Annotated in this window: 22 protein-coding genes and 1 riboswitch; of the genes, 17 read left to right on the plus strand and 5 right to left on the minus strand. The window is 45.4% G+C overall.

Annotation, left to right across the window (positions count from 1 at the left end):
- Positions 1 to 20: 20 nt before the first annotated feature.
- The 6 genes from CS562_RS20020 to CS562_RS20045 all read left to right on the plus strand — a co-directional run bounded on the left by CS562_RS20020 (position 21) and on the right by CS562_RS20045 (position 6,284).
- Entirely contained in the window at positions 21 to 842 is an 822-nt protein-coding gene (locus CS562_RS20020) for a metal ABC transporter ATP-binding protein (protein WP_246317948.1), read from the plus strand.
- A 3-nt stretch (positions 843 to 845) separates the two neighbouring features.
- Positions 846 to 1,805, plus strand: a complete 960-nt coding sequence (locus CS562_RS20025; protein WP_063566128.1) for a metal ABC transporter permease — start codon at positions 846 to 848, stop codon at positions 1,803 to 1,805.
- Positions 1,805 to 2,677, plus strand: coding sequence for a metal ABC transporter permease (locus tag CS562_RS20030; RefSeq protein WP_063566127.1), 873 nt, complete (start codon positions 1,805 to 1,807; stop codon positions 2,675 to 2,677). The genes CS562_RS20025 and CS562_RS20030 overlap by 1 nt, the downstream gene beginning before the upstream one ends.
- A 673-nt stretch (positions 2,678 to 3,350) precedes the next feature.
- Entirely contained in the window at positions 3,351 to 4,100 is a 750-nt protein-coding gene (locus tag CS562_RS20035) for a Cof-type HAD-IIB family hydrolase (protein WP_076290920.1), read from the plus strand.
- Positions 4,101 to 4,154: 54 nt separating this feature from the next.
- Complete coding sequence (locus CS562_RS20040) at positions 4,155 to 4,595, plus strand: DUF456 domain-containing protein (RefSeq protein WP_063566179.1); 441 nt, start codon at positions 4,155 to 4,157, stop codon at positions 4,593 to 4,595.
- A 60-nt stretch (positions 4,596 to 4,655) separates the two neighbouring features.
- Positions 4,656 to 6,284, plus strand: a complete 1,629-nt coding sequence (locus CS562_RS20045) for a putative polysaccharide biosynthesis protein (RefSeq protein WP_099858137.1) — start codon at positions 4,656 to 4,658, stop codon at positions 6,282 to 6,284.
- Positions 6,285 to 6,434: 150 nt separating this feature from the next.
- On the opposite strand, the gene CS562_RS20050 is transcribed toward CS562_RS20045, so the two are convergent.
- Positions 6,435 to 7,715, minus strand: coding sequence for a DUF2515 family protein (locus tag CS562_RS20050; protein WP_099858027.1), 1,281 nt, complete (start codon positions 7,713 to 7,715; stop codon positions 6,435 to 6,437).
- Positions 7,716 to 7,858: 143 nt separating this feature from the next.
- On the opposite strand from CS562_RS20050, the gene CS562_RS20055 reads away from it, so the two are divergent.
- From CS562_RS20055 to CS562_RS20080, 6 genes are all read left to right on the plus strand, one after another.
- Positions 7,859 to 8,203: a thioredoxin family protein gene (locus tag CS562_RS20055; protein ID WP_063566123.1), complete on the plus strand. Its 345-nt coding sequence runs from the start codon at positions 7,859 to 7,861 to the stop codon at positions 8,201 to 8,203.
- A gap of 303 nt (positions 8,204 to 8,506) precedes the next feature.
- Positions 8,507 to 9,445: a COX15/CtaA family protein gene (locus CS562_RS20060; protein WP_090954689.1), complete on the plus strand. Its 939-nt coding sequence runs from the start codon at positions 8,507 to 8,509 to the stop codon at positions 9,443 to 9,445.
- Positions 9,446 to 9,659: 214 nt separating this feature from the next.
- Complete coding sequence (locus tag CS562_RS20065) at positions 9,660 to 10,388, plus strand: Cthe_2314 family HEPN domain-containing protein (RefSeq protein WP_099858028.1); 729 nt, start codon at positions 9,660 to 9,662, stop codon at positions 10,386 to 10,388.
- Positions 10,389 to 10,516: 128 nt separating this feature from the next.
- Positions 10,517 to 10,658, plus strand: a riboswitch (SAM riboswitch).
- 127 nt (positions 10,659 to 10,785) lie between these two features.
- A complete protein-coding gene (locus tag CS562_RS20070) occupies positions 10,786 to 11,820 on the plus strand; it encodes a methionine ABC transporter ATP-binding protein (RefSeq protein ID WP_076290914.1) in 1,035 nt (344 codons plus the stop codon).
- Positions 11,821 to 12,480: a methionine ABC transporter permease gene (locus tag CS562_RS20075; protein WP_076290913.1), complete on the plus strand. Its 660-nt coding sequence runs from the start codon at positions 11,821 to 11,823 to the stop codon at positions 12,478 to 12,480. It begins immediately after the preceding gene.
- 80 nt (positions 12,481 to 12,560) lie between these two features.
- Positions 12,561 to 13,397 (plus strand): MetQ/NlpA family ABC transporter substrate-binding protein, encoded by an 837-nt coding sequence (locus tag CS562_RS20080; RefSeq protein WP_076290912.1) that lies wholly within the window; start codon positions 12,561 to 12,563, stop codon positions 13,395 to 13,397.
- Between the two features lie 183 nt (positions 13,398 to 13,580).
- Here CS562_RS20080 and CS562_RS20085 read toward each other — a convergent pair whose 3' ends face one another.
- Entirely contained in the window at positions 13,581 to 14,579 is a 999-nt protein-coding gene (locus CS562_RS20085; protein ID WP_083679042.1) for a DUF2167 domain-containing protein, read from the minus strand.
- Positions 14,580 to 14,903: 324 nt separating this feature from the next.
- Between CS562_RS20085 and CS562_RS20090 the strand changes: the two genes are divergently transcribed.
- Positions 14,904 to 15,683 carry an SDR family oxidoreductase gene (locus tag CS562_RS20090; RefSeq protein ID WP_099858029.1) on the plus strand — a complete coding sequence of 260 codons (780 nt, stop codon included), beginning with the start codon at positions 14,904 to 14,906 and terminating at the stop codon, positions 15,681 to 15,683.
- 68 nt (positions 15,684 to 15,751) lie between these two features.
- Here CS562_RS20090 and CS562_RS20095 read toward each other — a convergent pair whose 3' ends face one another.
- Positions 15,752 to 15,997, minus strand: coding sequence for a NifU family protein (locus tag CS562_RS20095; protein ID WP_024632664.1), 246 nt, complete (start codon positions 15,995 to 15,997; stop codon positions 15,752 to 15,754).
- Between the two features lie 80 nt (positions 15,998 to 16,077).
- Between CS562_RS20095 and CS562_RS20100 the strand changes: the two genes are divergently transcribed.
- The gene (locus CS562_RS20100; RefSeq protein ID WP_063566116.1) at positions 16,078 to 16,332 is read left to right on the plus strand and encodes a YuzB family protein; all 255 of its coding nucleotides are present in this window, start codon (positions 16,078 to 16,080) and stop codon (positions 16,330 to 16,332) included.
- Here CS562_RS20100 and CS562_RS20105 read toward each other — a convergent pair.
- Positions 16,329 to 17,390: an NAD(P)/FAD-dependent oxidoreductase gene (locus CS562_RS20105; protein ID WP_076290910.1), complete on the minus strand. Its 1,062-nt coding sequence runs from the start codon at positions 17,388 to 17,390 to the stop codon at positions 16,329 to 16,331. The two genes, CS562_RS20100 and CS562_RS20105, sit on opposite strands and share 4 nt — an antisense overlap.
- A 221-nt stretch (positions 17,391 to 17,611) precedes the next feature.
- Positions 17,612 to 18,718 (minus strand): aminofutalosine synthase MqnE, encoded by a 1,107-nt coding sequence (mqnE, locus tag CS562_RS20110; protein ID WP_053783250.1) that lies wholly within the window; start codon positions 18,716 to 18,718, stop codon positions 17,612 to 17,614.
- 629 nt (positions 18,719 to 19,347) lie between these two features.
- Here mqnE and CS562_RS20115 point away from each other — a divergent pair.
- The 3 genes from CS562_RS20115 (at position 19,348) to CS562_RS20125 (ending at position 21,651) form a co-directional block, all read left to right on the plus strand.
- A complete protein-coding gene (locus tag CS562_RS20115; protein ID WP_064635713.1) occupies positions 19,348 to 19,704 on the plus strand; it encodes a HesB/IscA family protein in 357 nt (118 codons plus the stop codon).
- Between the two features lie 207 nt (positions 19,705 to 19,911).
- Positions 19,912 to 20,937, plus strand: a complete 1,026-nt coding sequence (locus CS562_RS20120) for a tyrosine-type recombinase/integrase (protein WP_257219557.1) — start codon at positions 19,912 to 19,914, stop codon at positions 20,935 to 20,937.
- A gap of 450 nt (positions 20,938 to 21,387) precedes the next feature.
- Entirely contained in the window at positions 21,388 to 21,651 is a 264-nt protein-coding gene (locus CS562_RS20125) for a hypothetical protein (RefSeq protein WP_099858030.1), read from the plus strand.
- The last annotated feature ends 142 nt before the right edge of the window (positions 21,652 to 21,793 follow it).

Consider the following 21,793-nt stretch of genomic DNA (forward strand, 5'->3'; position numbering starts at 1 on the left):
AAGAGAGGAGTGGACAGAGCATGAGCGATACATTTTTATCCGAAAAATCTCAACCACAACTAAATGCTAACCATCTGAAGGGAACACAGCCTACATCAGCTCCGCTTAGTGTTCGGGACCTGGCGGTGGCTTACCATAAAAAGCCGGTGCTCAGTGGGGTATCTTTTGACATCCCGGAAGGTCAGTTGATTGGTATTCTTGGTCCCAATGGGGCCGGGAAATCAACCTTGATCAAAGCGGTTCTGGGACTAGTGCCTAAAATGCACGGCGAAGTAAAAATTTTTGGTCAGTCCTACCGAGAACAGCGTCGCCGCATCGGCTACGTACCTCAGCGTGAATCTGTTGATTGGGATTTCCCAACACACGCCCTCGATGTTGTCATGATGGGGCGTTATGGACATCTGGGCTGGTTCCGCCGTCCAGGCAAAAAAGAACGGGATCTGGCAGCTCACTGCCTGGAGCAAGTGGGCATGGGTGATTATATGTACCGCCAGATCAGTCAGCTATCCGGAGGACAGCAGCAGCGTGTCTTTCTGGCAAGAGCACTGGTACAGGATGCGGAATTGTATTTCATGGATGAGCCGTTTGCAGGTGTGGATGCTACAACGGAGAAAGCTATCATTTCACTGTTGGAACAGTTAAAGAAGCAAGGGAAGACCGTACTGGTTGTTCACCATGATCTGGCGACAGTAGAGGAATATTTCGACCATGTGTTGCTGCTTAATGGAAGGCTGGTTGCAGGTGGCCCCACAAATGAAGTATTTGTACCGGATACTTTGCAAGAGACGTACGGAGGCCGGATAGCGATGATTGGAAGCCGGTCGGAGAAAGGCCAGGTGTAGTGCATGTGGAACTGGATAGTAGCTATTTTGTCCGATCCCAATACACGCTGGATATTGCTTGGCTGCTTATTGCTCGGCTTTAGTAGTGGAATTATTGGCTCTTTTACATTTTTGCGTCGTCAGAGTCTCATGGGAGATACGCTGGCTCATGCAGCTTTGCCAGGGATTTGTATCGCGTTTATGTTGACTGAAACCAAATCCGTAGGATTATTTCTGTTCGGTGCGCTTGTGGCTGGAATCATTGCGACCTTCGGGATTTCGTGGATTACAAGGTATTCCCGGATCAAGCAGGATGCGGCAATGGGGATTGTGCTAACTGTATTTTTCGGTATTGGCGTAGTGATGCTTACTCGGATTCAGCACGGTGCAAGCGGCAGTCAGAGTGGACTTGATAAATATTTGTTTGGGCAGGCCGCATCCATGGTGATGACGGATGTGTATGTCATGGGCGGTGTCTGTCTTGTATTATTGATCGCTTGTCTGGCATGGTTCAAAGAATTCAAGCTGGTGAGCTTTGACCCGGGATTTGCACGAGGTATGGGACTGCCGGTTGGCATGCTGGAACAACTAATTCTGCTCTTGACCGTTATTGCGGTTGTCGCAGGGATTCAGGCGGTTGGCGTGGTGCTGGTCGCCGCTTTGCTGGTGACCCCTGCAGCAGCAGCTCGCTGCTGGACGGACTCGCTCTCGCTTATGGTACTGTTGGCCGGCGTATTTGGAGCACTGAGCGGTGCGACAGGTACAATCTTCAGCACCCTGGTGCCTAACCTGCCGACAGGGCCAGTAACCGTACTGGCAGCGACAGTACTATTTGCGGGTTCCGCATTGCTTGCTCCACGGCGCGGACTGTTAGCACGGCGTTTACGAAGTATGCAGGCGAAATCTGCTTACTTGAGAGAAGAGCATGCCACGCTACAGACACTCTCTGCACAGCGAGCACAGCAGGAACGGGGTGAGTTGTAATGGCAACGTTTTGGATTATATTGACGGCTATCCTGGTATCCTCCGCCTGTGCCATTCTTGGCTGTTTTCTCATATTAAGGCGGATGGCTCTGGTTGGAGATGCGATCAGTCATGCGGTTCTCCCAGGTATTGCGATTGCTTTCCTGTGGAGCGGTTCACGTGATTCGTTATGGATGCTGCTTGGGGCAACCGTATTTGGATTACTGACAGTGTTCTTTATTCAAAGCTTACAGGCTGGAGGATTATCATCGGATGCTTCTATCGGAATAGTGTTCACGGCACTCTTCGCAGTGGGTGTGATTTTGATCAGTTTGAATGCCGGGCATATTGATCTGGATCTCGATTGTGTCTTGTTCGGTGAGATCGCTTATGTCCAGTGGGATACCTTAACGCTTGGGGGGACGGATGTAGGCCCAAGGGCGGTTTGGATGCTGGGCATCACCTTGCTGGTCATCCTCCTTGTAATCGGCCTGTTCTACAAGCAGTTCAAGTTGTGCGCTTTTGATCCGGCGCTGGCTGCGGCCTGCGGTATTCCGGTGGTGTTGTTCCACTATTTGCTTATGGGGCTTGTTTCCATGACATCTGTGGCTTCATTTGAGAGCGTAGGGTCTATTCTCGTGGTAGGCATGTTGATTGTACCTGCAGCGACGGCTTACTTACTCACGGATCGATTGGGCAAAATGATTCTGTACAGCGTGCTCGTAGGAGCAGCTTCCTCGGTAGGAGGCTACATCATGGCTTACGCGTTGGATGCTTCCATTGCAGGTTGTATGGTGGCCGTAGCAGGAATTCTGTTTGTGCTAGCGCTGCTGCTGTCTCCAAAGCATGGTATTGTCTTTCGGTATGCTCGTCGCAAATTCGCGGCACGTTAATGGATAAAAAAAGTAGCAGCCGCCTGCATCGCAGGCGGTTTTTTCATGGCTACGGGTAATTTTATTACATACCAGACTCTTACATGAATTGGAACAGACCCCTGTTGCCATGTTGTAAAGGTTCACCCGTATCGCGGGTTACTTTGTTGCAGGCCGACAATCTGTGGTAAAATGTCGTTAGCTGTGACGTCCGGAGCATCCGCCTACGCGAATGCCGGGCGATCTTTTTGTGAGAGTATGTTAGATAAGATATAAAGAGCATATAAGTTGAACTGGAGATACATTGGGAAACGGAGAGGACAGAAAAGTCCTGAAGAAGCGATTACTTGGTTTTATAAATTTTGTTTTTCCAAACAGGTATATTGGGTTTTATAAATAACAGGCGTAGTGGAGGGAACGGAATCGATCTGAAGAAGCGAAGCGTTCGCCTTTGTATCCAAATTACAACTATTAGAAAGTTGGTTCAAGAAAATTTGGATACAACAGCGATCGGAAGACGATCCGTCCCCGTAACGTTCACCCTGCAGACCCTTAGGAATACCAATGTTGTAGCTATAAAGGAAATATATAAAATCAAAGATAACAGCGATCGAAAGGTTTTCTGTCCACATAGTGTCTATATGTATATCCATGAGTTCAACTTGGAGAGAGACAACTGAGGAGGAAATACGGCATGAGTGAACTAAAATACAAATTGCTTGCATTGGATATGGATGGAACATTGCTTAACGATAATCATGAGATCACACAGGAAACCGCCAAATGGATTCAGATCGCCATTCGCCGGGGAGTGCATGTGTGCCTTTCGACGGGAAGAGCTGTTTTTCATGCGATGCCTTATGCGGTACAGCTTGGGCTGGAGACCCCGATGGTAACGGTCAATGGCAGTGAAGTCTGGAAAGCTCCGCATGATCTGCATATGCGCCATCTGATGGACCCGGCATTGATCCGCAAAATGCAGGAGATTGGCGAAAAATATAATAGCTGGTACTGGGCATATTCCGTGGAAGAGCTGTTTAACCGGGATCGCTGGACGGACAATATTGAAGGTCTGGAATGGCTGAAATTCGGATTCAATACCGAAGTAGATGAAGTCCGTCACCAGATTATGATGGAGCTGCAACAAATGGGCGGCTTGCAAATGACGAACTCATCACCTGTTAATATTGAGATTAACCCTGGTGGTGTATCCAAAGCGAGCGGCGTAGCTGAAGTCTGCAAGCTTCTGGGTATAGAGATGTCCGAAGTGGTTGCTGTTGGAGACAGCTTGAATGATCTGGCTGTTATTGAAGCCGTGGGTCTTGGTGTTGCCATGGGCAACGCGCAGGAACAAGTGAAGGAAGCGGCTGACCTGATCGTAGCGAGCAACAACGAAGATGGCATAGTCGAAGTCATCCGTGATCATATTTTGAAGGGGGAGTAACCTTTGCTCGCAACCGTTGGCTGGATTTTAATTGTACTGCTGTTTGCGGTGGGGATGGCCGGAACGGTATATCCCATACTGCCTGGTGCTGTAGCGATTTTCTTCGCGTTTCTGGTCTATGGCTGGTTCTTCAGCTTTGTTCCGTTCGGTGTATGGTTCTGGATTATCCAGATATTGATCGTAGTGGTGCTGTTTGTGGCTGATTATGTCGTCAGTGCCTGGGGTGTGAAGAAATTCGGCGGCTCCAAATTATCGACGACTCTCAGTACGATTGGTGTCATCATTGGCCCATTTGTCATTCCGGCATTCGGACTTGTACTGGGGCCATTTATCGGTGCTTTTATCGGGGAACTGATCGGAGGTTCTTCACCAGCCAAAGCTTCTAAAGTCGGATTTGGCTCCGTGGTGGGGCTGTTTACGAGCACCGTAATGAAAATTATTTTGCAAATCGTCATGATTGTTCTGTTTATTATCTGGGTGGTAAGATTCGCATAGACGTTCGGGAGCGGCTTCATCTGGATGTACGTCGGTGTGGGGGAAAGAAGGGGAATTGGCTTGTCTAAGAAGGAAACATTTATTAGAGGTACGCTCATCTTGGCGGCAGCTGCGCTGATTGCGAGGGTACTCGGATTGGTTCAACGGGTGCCGCTGGAGCATATCCTCGGCGATATCGGTAACGCATCGTTTACCATCTCCAACACGGTATATTTAATGCTGTTAACCGTTGCTACAGCAGGCATACCGAGTACACTTAGCAAAATGGTCTCGGAACGTTATGCACTGGGACGCGCAGGTGAAGCTCAACAAATCTACCGTGCAGCCCTGATCTTTGCGGCTGTAGCCGGGGTAGTGATGTCTGCTTTATTATGGTTCGCAGCACCTTATTATGCGACGTACGTATCCAAAGTGCCGGAATCGGTGAGCGCCATTCGGGCCTTGGCTCCAGCGCTGCTTCTCTTCCCGGCCATCGCAATGATGCGTGGATATTTCCAGGGTCGTGGCAATATGACGGCAGGCGGCATTTCACAGATTGTGGAGCAGTTTGCACGTGTAGGTACAGCGATCATCGTGGCGTTTGTTATGCTGCAATGGAATTATGATGATCAAACCATTGCGGCAGGGGCTTCATTTGGGGGCGTATTCGGAAGTATTGGCGCTTTTGCTGTCATGTTGTACTTCACCTTGAAGCTTCGCAAAAATGACCGTGCGGCTCAATTGAATTACGAACGTGCGGAGCAATTGCCCATGCGGGGTATTTACAGCGATATATTCAAACTTTCGATTCCAATCGTATTATCTTCACTCGCTGTTCCAGCGATTAACTTTATCGATTCATCGTTGGTAGTTCCACTGCTTAGCGGACGAATCGGACTGGAAGAAGCGACAGGAGTTCTTGCCATTCTCGGTGCCAAGGCCCAAAGTATTGCAGGCATTCCTCCGATTTTGGCTATCGCACTGAGTCAATCACTTGTGCCAGTCATTTCGGCAGCTTTTGCACGCAAGGATGAAGTTCATCTGAAAAACCAGGTGACGCTTGCTTTGCGCATTTCGATTCTGACCGGGATGCCAATCGTTATCGCTCTATGCGCGGCAGCGTATTCCGTTAACGGCTTGCTGTTTACCAGCCCAGACGGGACACCAATCATTACATTGCTGACGTTTGGTACTATTTTTCAAATTACAATGATGACCACGAACTCCATTTTGCTTGGGGTGGGTAAACCACGGATTACAATGATCAGTGTAGCTGCGGGTATCGTAGTCAAACTCATAGCGAGTTTAATCCTGGCTCCGATTTTTGGCATTTACGGAATCATTATTGCGACCGCATTGTGTTTCTTGGTTATTACGTACCTCAATCTGCGGGTACTTCGCAAAATTGTTGATTTCTCGATCATGGGTGATCGTTGGAAAGGATTCATCATTACCGTGCTGCTTGCAGCAGGTGTTGGTTTTGCAGCGAACTGGGCTGGGAACTCCATCTTTGATTTATTCCTGCCAGCACGTGTATCATTCCTCGTTACCTGTCTGTTTGTGGGTGCGCTTGTGGTTGTCGTGTATCTGGTACTCATGGTTGTTCTACGTGTACTTCGTAAAGACGAACTGGGCAGTTACCCTCGTATTTTGCAAAAAATACTCCGTCCGCTCATGCGTCTACAACGTGGAGCCGGGCAACGTGGCTAATCGTTTCAACACATAATACACACTTCGTTATATTGTTTGAAATAAGTACAAGCTCTGTCTGCTTTCATAGCGGACAGGGCTTTTTTATTTATACCAATAAAGGTAGTCCATTTTTTTCTACTAGACGAGTCCTCGACAAAGCCTCTGTCCTTAATGCGTCAAGGTTTTTGCATCATGGGCCAATGCAGTTTTCAGCATGCCGTACCGATGTTCATGGCTCATCTCAAACAGCCAGGGGCGGCGCGGGGCAGTGAGATGAACGAGGCAATCTCGATTTTGCAGCCAATCCTGCCTTGTAATCGGTTCATACGGCGTATCACCCCATACAGCCAGCAATTCAGGACTATATAACCTTTGTCCTACTGGTAGCCATTCTTGATCCAGTAGCTCCTGACTATAGAGCTCATTTTCTCCGGCTTCATCTTTATGTGCGGTGAACAGACCAGGCCAGTATTCAGCACGTGAGCCACGGTGGGGAACCGAGCGTGCAAACTCCAATACTTGAGTAAACACTTGTTCCACGCCAAACAGCATCGCATATAAACCTTTGCCAAACATAATCCGCTCATCCAGTTTGCCAAAATGTTCAATAACCCGGCCTGCAAGACCTTTTTCCCGTCCGAGTGGAAATACGATATGATTCAGCCCAGCCAGATTATGCAGATGGAATGCGGGTTTGGACAGCACTTGTTTTTGAAAATAGGGATGCTGCACGACCCGGCTCTCGATATAGTTCTGCTCATTAATAATTAATGCCACACTAAGCAGCGAGCTGCATCGCTCCAGCCAAAATCTTTCCCAAAATGGCGTCATGAACGCCGATACATGAAAATGGGACAACAAATGAAAACAGCTCCGGCCGATCCGGCGGCTATTCATATACAACAGAAGCTGGGGATAAGCATCCTGGAAAATGAGGGCATTGCATCGCTCCAGTAGTCGATACATATGCTCACGATCTGTTTGATTTTGCAGATTGTGCATAAGGTCACTCTGGAGATCGGTCATGTGATATCCGCCGTTGCGGGATACCATATGGGCAAGCAGGGCCCAATGCAGCTCTGGATACTGTTCGTAACATTCCAGGTATGCTGCTGTGCGAGTGATGTTACTCCGGTTGTTTTCTTGCGTTAATGTCTTGATTTCTTCCAGAATGATGCAGTCCTCTTCACAGACCAGTGCACTGAGCGTATTTCGGGCAAAAGCATTCTCGTTTCCAGGCAACAGGCGCTCCACTTCAGCTTGTAAGGTAGCAGCCATGTCAGAGTCCCAAGCCATATCACGCAAGGGATGACGAAGCTGTGCAGAAGCCTGCCAAGCCGCCTGTTTGCCCCTCCACACTTCCCGGGCCGCACCGGGGATGGATCGAACCATCTGTAATATTGACCCATGATGGGCAGACTCGGAGGAATCCGATTTAACGGAAGTCATGACATGACCTCCTTTCCTGATATTCTGATTACGGTTTTAGTTTAAGAAGCTGTTGATGTCAGTATGCGCCGAATATTTGACTTCCACTCCGCAATTTGCTTCACTTAGAGGATAAGACAAGGTATAGAAAGGAAGATGTTGTAATGGAAAAGATTACATCGAAACCGGAATTTGATGTGGCAATCCAATCTCCGCGTTTGACTGTAGCTGTATTTAAGGCAGATTGGTGTGGTGATTGCAAGTACATCGATCCGTTTATGCCTGAAGTTGAAGAGAAGTTTGCTCGTGAACTGAAGTTGGTTGAGGTCGACGTAGATCAGGTGGGTACAGTGAGCGAAGAGCAAAATATTCTCGGCATCCCCAGCTTTGTAGCTTACACAGATGGCCGGGAACTTGTTCGTTATGTGAACAAACTGCGCAAGTCGAGAGAAGAGATTGAGCAATTCCTGCAGCGTGCAGTTGAGGTGTATAACACGATTCATAAATAAAACATGACAGGTTAACCATGTTAAAGGTTATAATTAAAGGAACGCCATTTCTCTTGAAATAGGGAAGTGGCGTTTGTATTTTCCGAGTTTTCGGGAGAAACTAAGGTTGTAATAATGTACATATTTGCCGATGACCTGTGGGTCAACTTCTCGACAGACGTTAACATTTTGTCACAAAGCGCGGCGTCAATGACACATTTATCCGGTATAATGAATTTAGTTGTGAAATAAGTGTCAAAGTAACGAATCAAGCGGAGGATGTAGTTCTTCGCCATCTTAAACCAACAGCGGGTGAGAAAAAAATTGAAGCACATAACCTTGTTTAAATGGTTAACCGTATTAACCTGTCTTGTCATGTTTCTGGCCACATTTGGCGGAGGCGTAGTGACCCGAACGGAATCGGGCCTCGGCTGCGGCGCAGAATGGCCTTTATGTAACGGAAAACTTGTGCCTGCACATACTGTTGCCTCACTAATTGAATTTTCCCATCGCGCAGTCAGCGCACTGGCAGGGCTTTTGTCCATAGCCTCTTTTGTAGCATTTTTGCGGTTTGGCAAATCACGCCGTGATCTGCAATTGTTTTCATTGTTAACGCTGATATTTGTTATTGTCCAGGGAATTATGGGGGCTTTTGCCGTCGTATTCTCCCAATCTTCCGCAGTCATGGCACTGCATTTCGGATTTGCCTTAATTGCTTTTGCCAGCTCCTTGATGATGGCGCTTGGTATTCGGCAGGAAGCTCGCCATGGTGGATTGGAAAGACTGAATCGATATCCGCGAGTTAGCAAAGGCTTCCGAAATCTGGTGTGGTTTTCCACGATCTATACGTACCTCGTGGTATATACTGGAGCATTTGTGAGCCATACGGATTCTGCTGGAGGATGTTCAGGCTTTCCGCTCTGTAACGGGCAGATTATTCCTGAGCTCTCGGGAGGCGTAGCTGTTGCTTTTGCTCACCGGGTGGCGGCTGTTTCATTAGTAATCGTCATTGCAATTCTTGGTCATTTTGCGTATCGCAAACATCCGGATAACACGGAATTAAGAGCGCTAGGAGTCATTTCTGTTGTACTGGTTTTGTTGCAAGTGGTGATTGGTTTTGGTTTGATGCTCACGATGAACCGTCCGGAAGTGTATATGTTCGTAGCGCTGGCGCATATGCTTGATATTGCCATTTTATTCGGTGTATTAACGTATATGAGTTTCCTGGTGTACAAGTTGCATCGGCCCGTTAACCGTTTCTAATATATCCGAATTATTGTAGTTCAGGGGATGAATCCAGTGAAGTTCACCATCCGATGATGTACATCATTGGACAGGTGAACTTTGTTTGATGTCAGGCGTGTCAGGGCACCCTATTGTAAGCAGCGGTCATACGTTTACTCTGATTCCGATTTTGTTTAATATGATGAATTATTATTAATTTGATGATCTGCAGAGTGGAAAGAGGAGGCTATATATGCTGCGAACGTTGCTGGGTGAAAAGCCGCGTAAGAACGAAGGCATACTAAAGGACGCGATGGAAGCGATGGCGGATACACTTGAGCTATTTCAGCGACAGATGCATGTGGACCATGATCCTACCCATGATTTTCGTAAACTGTATATATGGACCCAGGGACTGATCTCTTCGCTGGATGAATTGGAACAAAGCTGTTTTGCAGCTTCCCATTTCCGTCAGAAAGTCAAAGCGGGCTCTACGGATGATATGACATTATTAGAAAAAGCGGAGTATGCCCGTTACGTCTATTTTTATAAGGATGGCTTCATCCGATGTTTTGCCATTTTGGATAAATTAGGTACAGTGTTGAATGAAATATTTGAGCTGAATACAACCAATGTTAAAACTCATTATTCATATTTCACCGTATTAAGACAGTTCGGATATGATAAGCTGCATTATGTTCTTGCCAAAGAACTAATTCGGATCAAGGACTCTTACCGTGAGCCAATGAGCAAATTGCGCAAACGACGAAACATGGAGATTCATTACATGAACTCCGAAATGCAGGATGATCTGTGGCAGTTGCACCAGACTTTGCAAGGGAAAGTGAAGCTGGAGGATCTGGATCAACATGTCGTGGAACTCCGGCAGGGTGTGGATATGGTATGTGAGACGTTAAAAGCAGCGTATGGCTACATCAATGAGAAATGGCATAAGCAGGTATTGCATCAACCGAAGAACTGATTGGATAGTAATATTTGCCTTTGACAAATCGGAATACTTGGATTATACTGAGTTCCTGATCGACAGTTAGATGGAATTAACATTTATGACATTAACATTACCTACTACTGAACTTATAAATTAAATATTTCTTATCGAGAGCGGCGGAGGGACAGGCCCGATGAAGCCCGGCAACCGATTTATAACTGCATGACAGCTGTGTCATACTTTATAGATGTTAGGTGCTAATTCCTACAAAATGGTGCAAGGCACGATTTTGGCAGATGAGAAGGTATAATCTTTCACGTGAAGAGCCCTTTTTGTTTCTGCAAAAGGGGCTCTTTTTTTGTACGATGAAGGGGAGTTTTCCTTTCATTCGGGTAAAGATACATGTAGGCAGTGGGAAGGAGCAGTAATTTTGATTGAATTAAAAGGTTTAACCAAGACGTACGGTAAAGGTTCAAAAAGTACGACGGCCTTATCCGATCTAAATTTGAATATCCGCAAGGGTGAAATATTCGGAGTTATCGGACATTCCGGTGCAGGCAAGAGTACATTGATCCGTTGTATCAATTTGCTCGAACGCCCCACGGCAGGCGAGGTTTGGGTTGATGGAATCAACCTAACCAATCTCAATAAGTCCGATCTACAACAACAACGGCGTAAGATCGGCATGATTTTCCAACACTTTAATCTGTTATCCTCAGCTACGGTATATGATAATGTGGCTTTTCCTTTGAAGCTCGTTAATACGCCCAAGGCTGCAATTGATCGGAAAGTGAAGGAAATGCTTGCATTGGTTGGACTGGAGGACCACAGCAATAAATATCCGGCCCAGCTGTCAGGCGGACAGAAGCAAAGGGTAGGTATAGCAAGAGCACTCGCGAGTGATCCGAACGTTCTGCTGTGTGATGAGGCCACATCGGCACTTGATCCCCAGACAACCGATTCGATTCTGAAGTTATTGCTGGATATCAATGAAAAGTATAACCTGACGATTGTTCTAATTACCCATGAGATGCACGTGATCCAGAATATCTGTGATCAGGTGGCGGTTATCCATCAGGGAGGCATCGTGGAGCAAGGCCCAGTGACGGAAGTGTTCCTCAAGCCGCAGCATGCCATTACGCGTGACTTTATGATGCGGGACCATGAGGTTGGAATTGCATTAGAAGAGACTGCTCTGGCGAGTGCAGATGTCTCATTACAGACGAACGGAGCTTCTAAGCTTGTGAAAATATCCTTCCTGGGCAATAAAACCTATGAGGCGATTTTGTCCAGAACGGTTCGTAAAACAGGAGTGGATTTCGCCATTTTGCAAGGCACCATTTCAACGATCAAACAAGTTCCCTATGGACAGCTGACCGTTCGGTTTGAGGGGCAGTTAGATGAGATTAATCTCACCATTAAAGAGTTAGTGGATCAGGGACTTGATGTGGAGGTGCTTCGTTAAATGGATTTTTCGACGGTACGTTGGGAAGAAATCGGTAAGGCTTCAATTGAAACGCTGCAAATCCTGGGAGCATCGGGCCTATTCACGATCATCATTGGTTTGCCGTTAGGCGTATTGCTGTTTATGACGGCAAGGTCGACTTCAATTCAGTCTCAAGTGGTGTACACGATACTATCGTTTATTGTAAACATTCTGCGATCAGTGCCATTTATCATTCTGATTGTTGCACTCATTCCGTTTACCCGTTCACTGGTTGGCACAGCTACAGGGGTGCTGGGTGTTATACCTCCGCTCGTCATTGCCGCAGCTCCATACTTTGCCCGGTTGGTGGAAACTACACTGCGTGAAGTGGATCGTGGCGTCATTGAAGCGGCACAGGCGATGGGAGCTTCAACCGGACAGATTGTAAGGCGTGTGCTTCTGCCAGAGGCATTGCCGGGTCTGCTAGCCGGGATCACCATTACAATCGTTACCCTTGTTTCCTACACGGCGATGGCGGGAATGGTTGGTGGTGGAGGTCTGGGAACATTGGCAATCAACTACGGATACTTCCGTTATCAGAATGAAATTATGATTATATCCGTAGTATTTATGATCATTCTGGTGCAAGTGCTTCAGATGGCGGGCGATCGTTTGGTTAAATGGTTCACCAGGAAATAACACATATATAGCATTTGCCTGATTCGGTATCGATTTGGGGCAAAATGCAAAAAAAATTTATTGGAGAAGGGGTTTTACACATGAAAAAATGGTCTTTTGCTCTACTTAGCATTATGCTGATTGCGGTTCTAGCGGCTTGCGGAAACAACAAGGATTCCGACAGCGGCGCTGACAATGCTGGAGGCGCACCGCGCACCGTAGAATTGAAAGTGGGAGCATCACCTACACCGCATGCGGAAATTTTGGAAAGCATCAAGCCTGAACTCGAAGCTGAAGGCATTCGCTTGCAAATCGTGACTTTCAATGATTATGTTCAACCTAACCAACAGCTTGAAGATAAACAACTGGATGCGAACTTTTTCCAACACCAGCCTTACCTGGATACAGAGAACAAAGAACGTGGTTTCCACCTCGTTGCTGTAACACCTGTTCATGTTGAGCCATTTGCTGGCTATTCCAAAAAAATCAAATCATTGGATGAGTTGAAAGACGGCGCAAAAGTAGCCATTCCTAATGACCCATCCAACGGTGGTCGTGGACTGTTGTTGCTTGCAAAAGAAGGACTTATCACGCTAAAAGACAACACAAATATCACTTCTACGATTCAAGATATTACAGCCAATCCGAAAAACCTGAATATCATCGAGCTTGATGCAGCCATGATGCCTCGTCAACTGGATGAAGCAGATCTGGTATTCATTAACGCCAACTACGCGCTGGAAGCCAATCTGAACCCAGAGAAGGATGCGCTGCTGATCGAGGACCTGCAAGGTAACCCATATGCAAACATCCTCGTATCCCGTGAAGATAACAAAGATGCAGATGCCATCCAAAAACTGGCTGCAGCTCTGCATTCCGAAGAGGTTAAAAAATTCATCAAAGATCGTTATCAAGGTGCTGTAGAACCTGCGTTTTAAGCTGAACGCTTAAGCTGAAAATAAGTTGTACTCGGAGCCACTTCTTACGGCGTTACTAAAGAAAGCCCTGCATCCTCTTTATAGAGAATGCAGGGCTTTGTTTTGTACATCATGTTATAGAACGTTTTGATGTAAGGGCACTTCGATGTAGTACTTATTATTATAAGTACATTAATTATAAGCTTAACGCTTATTCGGATCAGTATCCGAATGTCCATTTGTCTGTTGGCTATCAGAGCCTGCGGACTCCTGTCCAGCAGCATGCTGTTGGTAAGCTTCCTCTACAGGAGACAGCGAATTCTGATCTCCTGGTTCAGCATCCTTTTTGCGTCCAGTCAGCTTGCGACGAATCCATCCGAAAGCACCAACAATGGCGGCCACGATAACAAACCACCCTTTTTTGAGCAAAAGCAATAATCCGACTTTCTTAGCTACAGCTACACCAGCACCACCGAGAATCAGACTGGTCAGGCCGAGTTCTGATTTTTTGTCAACGGATGCATCAAACTCTTCATAGGTGTTTCCTTTGATCACGTTGAGCTGGTTAAGCACGGAGTTTTCAAACTGTTTGCGGTTTTCTTCAAAATTGGCACTATCCGTAACGAGGATAACACCGATGTATCCTTCACGGGTGAGTACATTCACATTGTAATTGACGAGTTTTTCCCGTTCTGCATCCTCAAGACCAAGAGAATAGATCAATTGGTGTTTGCTGCTGTCATAGGCGGGCTCAATTTCCCATCCGGTGATAAACAGCTGATTTTCGGGTGTCGTTTTCTCATTTTGTTCTTCTGTACCTCTTTTGTAGCTATCGAGCAGTTCATCGGCGTCCAGATCGTCTTTTTCACTGTCATCGACATGACCGGTATCGTTATATTCAAAGATAACATACCAGTTAGAGTTTTCGCCGGCGCCATAGATACTTCCGATTTCCGTTCCATTGGGGAAGGATTCCGTGTCTTCAAGGAACCTTTGGGTGTTAGCTGCATCGAGATAGGAGAGATTTTCAGCTACGTTTAATGTTGCTTTGTTATCAAGTACTACGTTTGAAGGCCCGTCAATCCATTGATAATCTTCGGTGGAACTATTGCTTTCACTTTCTGCAGATGCTGTGGTCGAGAATGGAGCTTGAAATGAGGCGATAAGCAAAATTGCAAGTAGAGAGGCTAACCATCTTTTCATTTACGCTGTATTCCTTTCGAAGTTGTCATGCAATGTTGTCATTTACATGAACATATGTATTGTGTCGTTATAATCATAAGAAAATAAGGACTTATCGACAGTACCATAGGTACTCAAACCCGACAAGGGGAATATGGATATAAAGGGTTATTTTTCCTCCAAAAGACCTAATTCACTTTATTTCAGTGGTTTGAAAGCTAAGTATTTAGTCCTTATTTTACACTTTCTTGCAAATGGTACAGATTAGTGGGAAACGCGAGTTGTGGGGGGATGATAAATCTTTTATACTGGATGAGTGACTGCTCTTTGAAGAGGGGGATGAACGTGAAGGGAAAGATTGCCCTCATAACGGGAAGTGCCAAAGGTCTTGGTAAAATGACGGCCCTCAGTCTGGCGGATCAGGGTTGTCATATTGCTCTGAATTACGTACATAGCCGTACGGAAGCTGAGGCATTACAGGCTCAGATTATCGCCAAAGGAGTGCGGTGTATTGCCATTCAGGCCGATATTTCCAAGACAGAAGAGATCACCATGCTCGTTGCACAGGTTGAAGAGAAACTGGGCAGCATTGATATTCTTGTGAACAACGCAGGCCCTTTTGTCCGTGAACGACGACTGTTTGCCGAGTATTCCGAAGATGAGGTTCAGATGCTTGTGCAAGGAAACCTGCTTGGACCGATGCTGCTAGATCAGCGTGTATTGCCGGAGATGCGGCGCAAGCAGTGGGGACGAATTATACATTTTGGCTTCAGTCATGCGGGAGAAGCGAGGTCATGGCCTCATCGGGCGGTATATGCTGCTGCGAAGGTAGGTCTGGTTTCATTTACAAAGACACTTGCTGTGGAGGAAGCTCCCTACGGCATTACGGTTAATATGGTCTGTCCAGGTGATATTCGCGGTGCCAACAAAGAGAAAACGATTGATGAGATGGCAGGTATAACCGACGAGGAAACGCCGAGAGGACGTCCTGGGAGCGGTGAAGATATTGCGCGGGTGATCACTTATCTGTGTCTGGATCATTCCGATTTTATAACAGGTAACATTATGGATGTATCTGGAGGACTTGATCCGATTCGTCCTAACATACAGCGTGAGGATGCATAGCACAAAAAAAGAGCCCTCCGCTTCATGCGAAGCGAAAGGCTCTTGAGGTTTATTTCGTGAAGGATTGATTAGAATACTTGTACGACTTCTTCGACACCCTCAACTTCTTCGAGAAGGGCGCGTTCAATCCCGGCTTTTAAGGTAATGGTGGAGCTTGGGCAGCTGCCGCAGGCACCGACCAGTTTCAGCTTAATAATACCGTCCTCCACGTCGACCAGTTCCACGTCACCGCCATCGCGTTGCAGGAACGGACGAAGTTTGTCAAGCACTTCAGATACCTCATCATACATGGTGCTTTGTGCGTTTTCGCTCATTTTTTTCAACTCCTTTCCTCACTATAGTATATTACAATTGGCCACAAATTAAAATGGTCAAACAAAGCAGGTGAACCTACATGAGACCGATTATTGAATTTTGTGCCAATAATATGCATTTTGGCACAGATGAAGTCATGGATCAACTGGAAGAAAATCCAGACTATGATGTGATAGAATACGGCTGCCTCAGCAATTGCGGCCAATGTTACATGACTCCATTTGCACTAGTGAATGGTGAGTTAGTTATCACCGACAAAGTGGAGGATTTATATAACGCCATCTTGGCCAAAATTGCCGAAGCCGATGCCTGGGATGAGTTGGATCTCGATTAACCGAGATGACGCTTGGACATCCAGAGCACACCGCTTTTTAGAATACGTGGAACACGTCCCATCATGGACGTTTTGCCCATCAGCCCAAATCCAGCCTTCTTGCCGAGTGCACCGAGTGTGCCACGAAGCTTGAGTGGCTGCGGATTGGGCTTTTCGCCTTTCCAGAGGGCATGCTGAATATGGGCGATTTGTTCACCCTGTACTTCGGCAGCCTGACCGCTTGGTGCATAAGGCACGCTGGCGCAGTCACCTACTACATAGACATCGGTATATTCCGGAATTTGATAATATTCGTTCAGTACAACACGACCTTGTGGATCCTTGGTCACATCGAGATCCTGTACGACTTTTACGGGCTGAATGCCGGCTGTCCAGACTACCGCATCCGTTAAAATTTCTTCATCCCGGTTGAAAATGGCATTTGGTTCAAGTCGGGAAATAGCAATATGTCCGCGTGTCTCGACCTGATGTTCACCAAACCATTCATGAACATAAGCGGACAAGCGCTGGGGAAAAGCGGATAATACTCGTTCACCACGGTCCAGAATACTGATGTTCAGGTCCGGTCTGCTCTCACGAAGCTCGGCAGCCATCTCGACGCCGCTCAATCCACCGCCGACGATATGCACATTACCATAAGCTTTAACTTCGTTAAGACGAAGGTAGGTTTCCCGTGTTTTGCTGAAGCTTTGAATTGTACAGCTATATTCCTCGGCTCCCGGCGTATTGTGGAATCGGTCTGTACATCCAAGTCCAATTACGAGCTTGTCATACTCCAACGGGTCCTGGCCTTCAAATTCAATCTGACGCTGTTCCAAGTCAATCGAAGTTACTTCTCCGTAACGATAAGTGACTTTGTCGCTGACTGGGAATTGGATACGCAGGTCATAATCGGATACGGTCCCTGCTGCGAGTGCGTAATATTCAGTTTTCAATCCTTGGAAGGGACTGCGGTCCACCAACACGATTTGTGTATCTGACGGGATCTTGCCTTCCAGAAGTTCCTTGATAATCGTGAGGCCACCGTAGCCGCCTCCGAGAATGACGAAATTTTTCATGACTCGGCTTCCTTTCTGCATCAGTCCCGTGTGAACGGGGCTGTAACCTGTGGAGCAGCTATGCAATAACATAGCTGCTCCTGTTTTTTAATCTGGATTTGAAATAATTGAAAATAGGCATTTAAAATTACAGATATGCTTCAGCAATCTGCACCACTCCATGCCAAACGCTCCCGGGTAGAATGAAAGTCGCTTATGGGAATGATGCTCATGCTAACATGTTATTCGTACACTTGAATTTCATTGTAGAACGTATCACGTTCAACCGGAATGCGTCCAGCACCCTTAATTAACCATATAAGCTCTTTACGTGTGAGACCTTCAGGTGTTAGTGCACCTGCAGCATGACTAATCCGTTCGCGAACGATCGTGCCGTGTGCATCCGAAGCACCGAATCCCAGAGCGACTTGAGTCAGCTGTGGACCGATGTTAATAAAGTAGGCTTTGATATGATCAATGTTATCCAGCATCAGACGGCTAATCGCAATCGTTTTGAGATCCTCGTATGCAGAGTTACGACGCATGATGCTGGCGTTTTTGCTTTTCGGCTGCATGGAAAGCGGGATAAAGACCATGAATCCGTTGGTTTCATCTTGCAATTCACGAATCTGTACCATATGGTTCACACGATCTTCATAGGACTCAATGGATCCATAAAGCATCGTGGTATGGGTACGCATGCCCAGATTATGAGCAGTACGGTGCACTTCCAGATAACGGTCAACGTTCGCTTTGTTTACGCGCATTTTTTTGCGGTATTCATCGGACAGGATCTCAGCGCCGCCACCAGTCAGTGATTTCAGACCTGCTTTTTGCAGTTCTTGTAGTACTTCCTTGATGCTCAGTCCGCTGATGCGAGTGAAGAAATCAATCTCGGCAGCCGTGTAGGCTTTCAGCGTAACGTCCGGATATTTCTCGTTTAAAGCACGCAAGGAATCGACATAATATTGAAAAGGAACATGGTTGTTATGTCCGCCTACAATATGGAACTCGCGTACACCTGGGTGAATATGCTGTTCTACGTAATCAATCATTTCCTGACCGGACAATGTGTAAGAGCCATCTTCGCCCTGATCTTTACGGAAGTTACAGAAGGCACAGTGGGCTTCGCATACGTTGGTAAAATAAAGGCTCATGTTTTCAATAAAATAAACTTTCTTGCCATTCTTACGCAAGTTGGCCTCATTGGCCAGTTGGCCCAAAGTCAGCAGATCATCCGATTCATACAGATAAACGCCGTCTTCTACGGTCAGCCTTACGCCGTTCTGCACTTTCTCAACGATCTCAGCCATTCTTTTGTCTGTGAACGGTGTTACCAATGTAGACATTTTGTATCCTCCTATTCTTAACCGGAATTGAGTTGTGTGTAGGACTTACTTACAGAACTACATAGAAAAGATGCGGTCATCTGCCGCTTCTTATATGGACTAACTCTTATTTACCCGGTGCAGCCTGTGCTGCGTACGTAAAGCTAATTTTTCATCAAAATGAGTCTTTTGACTCTATATGCATTGGGGACTGCGTACAGTCTCGAAATGTGAAAAAAATTACAACTCTATATATGATCATCACCTGAATAAGTCATGACAAAAAATCGACATTTCAAAGCGATCACCTACTCATTATAAACCTCGTATCCCGGGGGTTCAATACACTGGGAAGAAAAAGGAGTTAAGGGGGAACGCGGAAACTGGCAAAGATGACTTGAGCCCCTTGACGGGGTGGAGTATAATTTAAAGAAGAGTTAACGAAAAGTTGTTCAAAAAAGTACGCTTTTGATTACGAAGGATGCCTAGCGGCATCTCAGCGTCGAATATGGGATTCAGCCGAAATGTCCGTTGCTCACGTAGTTTTGCCTACGCTCCGCTACTCCATTTCTATCTTCATCCCATCTTCTTGGTACTGAAAAGCGCCCTTTTTGAACATGATTTTATATGAAAAAGGAGAGTGACCTGGCATGATTAGCATCAGCGAAACGGCTGCAGACAGATTGAAAGAAATGCTTGCACAGCAAGAGACACCTGGTATGTTCTTGCGTCTTGGAGTAGCACCGGGCGGTTGTACCGGATTTTCGTACGCCATGGGCTTTGACGATAAAGAGTCCGATGAGGACCTCTATATGGATATTCAGAATATGAAGGTTGTTGTGGAGAAGGAAAACCTGAAATATTTGAATGGACTGGAAATTGATTTTGAAGAATCCGGCATGTCCGGTGGTTTCACCATTCACAACCCGAACGCAGTGGCAACATGCGGCTGCGGTTCATCCTTCCGTACGCGTGAAGAAGCTGGTGTACCGGATAAAGATTGCTAATCTGGTGCGGGTTTGAGCCTTTCAGTAGTTGATTTTAATCTGTGGGCAAGAGTTGTGAATTGGAATGTTAATTGTATTTGTGGAAAATACAATTCATAATCATTTATTTAGGTGAACTCAACCCTATAATTTATGATTTTGGATTGTTGATTACACCTTCTGGACTTGAGTATAACGAAAATTATACTTAATTCAGGAGGTTTTTTTGTGCTAAAAAAACGTGAACGAAGAATGACAATCAATAATAAGGTTTATCCAGCTTACACCTTTGAACAAGGAATAAACTATGTAATTACAACTAAGAAGTCGGAGGGTTTAAGAGAGCGTACTTTAATTGATTATGCTAAGCATTGGGGTTATTTTATAACTTGGGTCGAGAAGAATTACGAAATTCATGAAGTAGGACAGATAACAACTGAAATGATTAGGAATCATGTGAACTATATGAAACATGATGCCAAACGTTACGAAGGACACAAGCACATAATTGGAGAACATGGAACAGGACTTAGTGATACCACAATAAATATTCGCTTACGTACTTTAAAAGCAATTTTTAATCAGTTAGAACGAGATGAGATTATTGAGATGAATCCGACAAACAGTATTAAATTAATTCGGACTGATGAGGACTTAGTGGAAGCTTTAACCTCAGAACAAATAAAAATCTTACTTAGCCAGCCTAATCAAAAAGATTTTGTTGGGTATCGTGATTATGTAGCTATGGTTCTCCTTCTGGATACAGGAATGCGTGCTAATGAACTGATGAGCTTAAAATGTGAGGATATTGATTTTCAATCAAGACTTATAACATTATCAGGGCAGCAAAATAAAAACAGGAAGCCGCGGATTGTCCCTATGTCTCATCTAACCGTAAAACTCCTGCATCAATTAGTTTCTGAGAACAGAAGAAGTTTTGCGTCGAGTAGACTGTTCTTATCTTGTTACGGTGACCCATTGGGCCAGAATCAATTTAATAAAAGGTTGAAATATTATGGGCAAAAAGCGGGATTTGGTCGTGATATCAAATGTACTGCTCATATTTTCAGACATACTATGGCGAAAAATTATATTCTTAACGGAGGAGACCCATTTACTCTACAGAGGATTTTAGGCCATTATGACTTAAGGATGACTAGAAGATACATTCAAATGGATAGTCAGGACTTGCTCAAGCAACATGGTGATTTCAGCCTTATTAAAACATTAAGAGGAGGGAATAGAGTTTATTGATTTCTTCTTCTAAAAAAATGTTATAATAAGGAGGGACAGCACCTTATAATTTATTTATAATTCAACACCCCCAATCTTGATAAAGGGGGTGTTTTCTGTGCTTTTAAGCGTTTTTTTAACTTATCAAGACATTAACATAGGTGAATCTACAAAAGCCTTTATAAAGTCTTATTGGTTTGTTATCGGAGCTATATTTGGAATCGTCGTTTATCTTATAGAACAGAAATTTAAGAAGTGAGGTGTTGAACTAATAATGAGTGAAAAAAGGACCCAGATTATCCAATTTGACGAATACAGAAGAGCAAAAGCATTACAGAAGTATGCACTTATGAGACCAAAACCTATTAAGAGACTTACAGAGGAACAAATGAAGTCCTCAAATGAGAAGAAAAGACGAGAAGATTGAAGTCGGCGGAACAACGAATATATTAATTATTAGGAGTGGGCGCTATGAGCACAAAAAAGCCGTTAGAGCAAATTATCGAAGATGAAACAGCTTTGATGTGCTTGGAGATGGCTGGTGAGTTTAATCAATATACTGAAAATACTCGCAAAAAATTAAACCATTTGATAAAAATGGTTTTTGGGCAATATAGATTTGGGGGAGACGCTAACTACGAGTTAGTTCGTAGAATAGATAGGGTCATTCAAGGATGGGAGACAACGGAAGAGTTCATTGAATTTATTAAAAATCGTGAGGACAAGCAGGACTAATATTTATCTTTCCCGCCGCCGCAAAGTCCTCGGATTTCAGTAGGAAAGAAAAGACTGTACTTCTCCTTAAAATCTAATATTTGATTGTATAGACGACTTTCCAAAACGGAGGTCGTCTTTTTTTGTTTTGGCGACTTTGGCA

It is taken from the genome of Paenibacillus sp. LK1, assembly GCF_002750415.1.
GTDB lineage: Bacteria > Bacillota > Bacilli > Paenibacillales > Paenibacillaceae > Paenibacillus > Paenibacillus taichungensis.

Excerpts from the sequence above, each read along its gene's own strand:
- CS562_RS20020 (WP_246317948.1), top strand. The coding sequence starts at position 21 with ATGAGCGATACATTTTTATCCGAAAAATCTCAACCACAACTAAATGCT.
- CS562_RS20025 (WP_063566128.1), top strand. The coding sequence starts at position 846 with ATGTGGAACTGGATAGTAGCTATTTTGTCCGATCCCAATACACGCTGG.
- CS562_RS20030 (WP_063566127.1), top strand. The coding sequence starts at position 1,805 with ATGGCAACGTTTTGGATTATATTGACGGCTATCCTGGTATCCTCCGCC.
- CS562_RS20035 (WP_076290920.1), top strand. The coding sequence starts at position 3,351 with ATGAGTGAACTAAAATACAAATTGCTTGCATTGGATATGGATGGAACA.
- CS562_RS20040 (WP_063566179.1), top strand. The coding sequence starts at position 4,155 with ATGGCCGGAACGGTATATCCCATACTGCCTGGTGCTGTAGCGATTTTC.
- CS562_RS20050 (WP_099858027.1), bottom strand. The coding sequence starts at position 7,715 with ATGACTTCCGTTAAATCGGATTCCTCCGAGTCTGCCCATCATGGGTCA.
- CS562_RS20055 (WP_063566123.1), top strand. The coding sequence starts at position 7,859 with ATGGAAAAGATTACATCGAAACCGGAATTTGATGTGGCAATCCAATCT.
- CS562_RS20065 (WP_099858028.1), top strand. The coding sequence starts at position 9,660 with ATGCTGCGAACGTTGCTGGGTGAAAAGCCGCGTAAGAACGAAGGCATA.
- CS562_RS20075 (WP_076290913.1), top strand. The coding sequence starts at position 11,821 with ATGGATTTTTCGACGGTACGTTGGGAAGAAATCGGTAAGGCTTCAATT.
- CS562_RS20080 (WP_076290912.1), top strand. The coding sequence starts at position 12,561 with ATGAAAAAATGGTCTTTTGCTCTACTTAGCATTATGCTGATTGCGGTT.
- CS562_RS20085 (WP_083679042.1), bottom strand. The coding sequence starts at position 14,579 with ATGAAAAGATGGTTAGCCTCTCTACTTGCAATTTTGCTTATCGCCTCA.
- CS562_RS20095 (WP_024632664.1), bottom strand. The coding sequence starts at position 15,997 with ATGAGCGAAAACGCACAAAGCACCATGTATGATGAGGTATCTGAAGTG.
- CS562_RS20100 (WP_063566116.1), top strand. The coding sequence starts at position 16,078 with ATGAGACCGATTATTGAATTTTGTGCCAATAATATGCATTTTGGCACA.
- CS562_RS20105 (WP_076290910.1), bottom strand. The coding sequence starts at position 17,390 with ATGAAAAATTTCGTCATTCTCGGAGGCGGCTACGGTGGCCTCACGATT.
- mqnE (WP_053783250.1), bottom strand. The coding sequence starts at position 18,718 with ATGTCTACATTGGTAACACCGTTCACAGACAAAAGAATGGCTGAGATC.
- CS562_RS20115 (WP_064635713.1), top strand. The coding sequence starts at position 19,348 with ATGATTAGCATCAGCGAAACGGCTGCAGACAGATTGAAAGAAATGCTT.
- CS562_RS20125 (WP_099858030.1), top strand. The coding sequence starts at position 21,388 with ATGAGCACAAAAAAGCCGTTAGAGCAAATTATCGAAGATGAAACAGCT.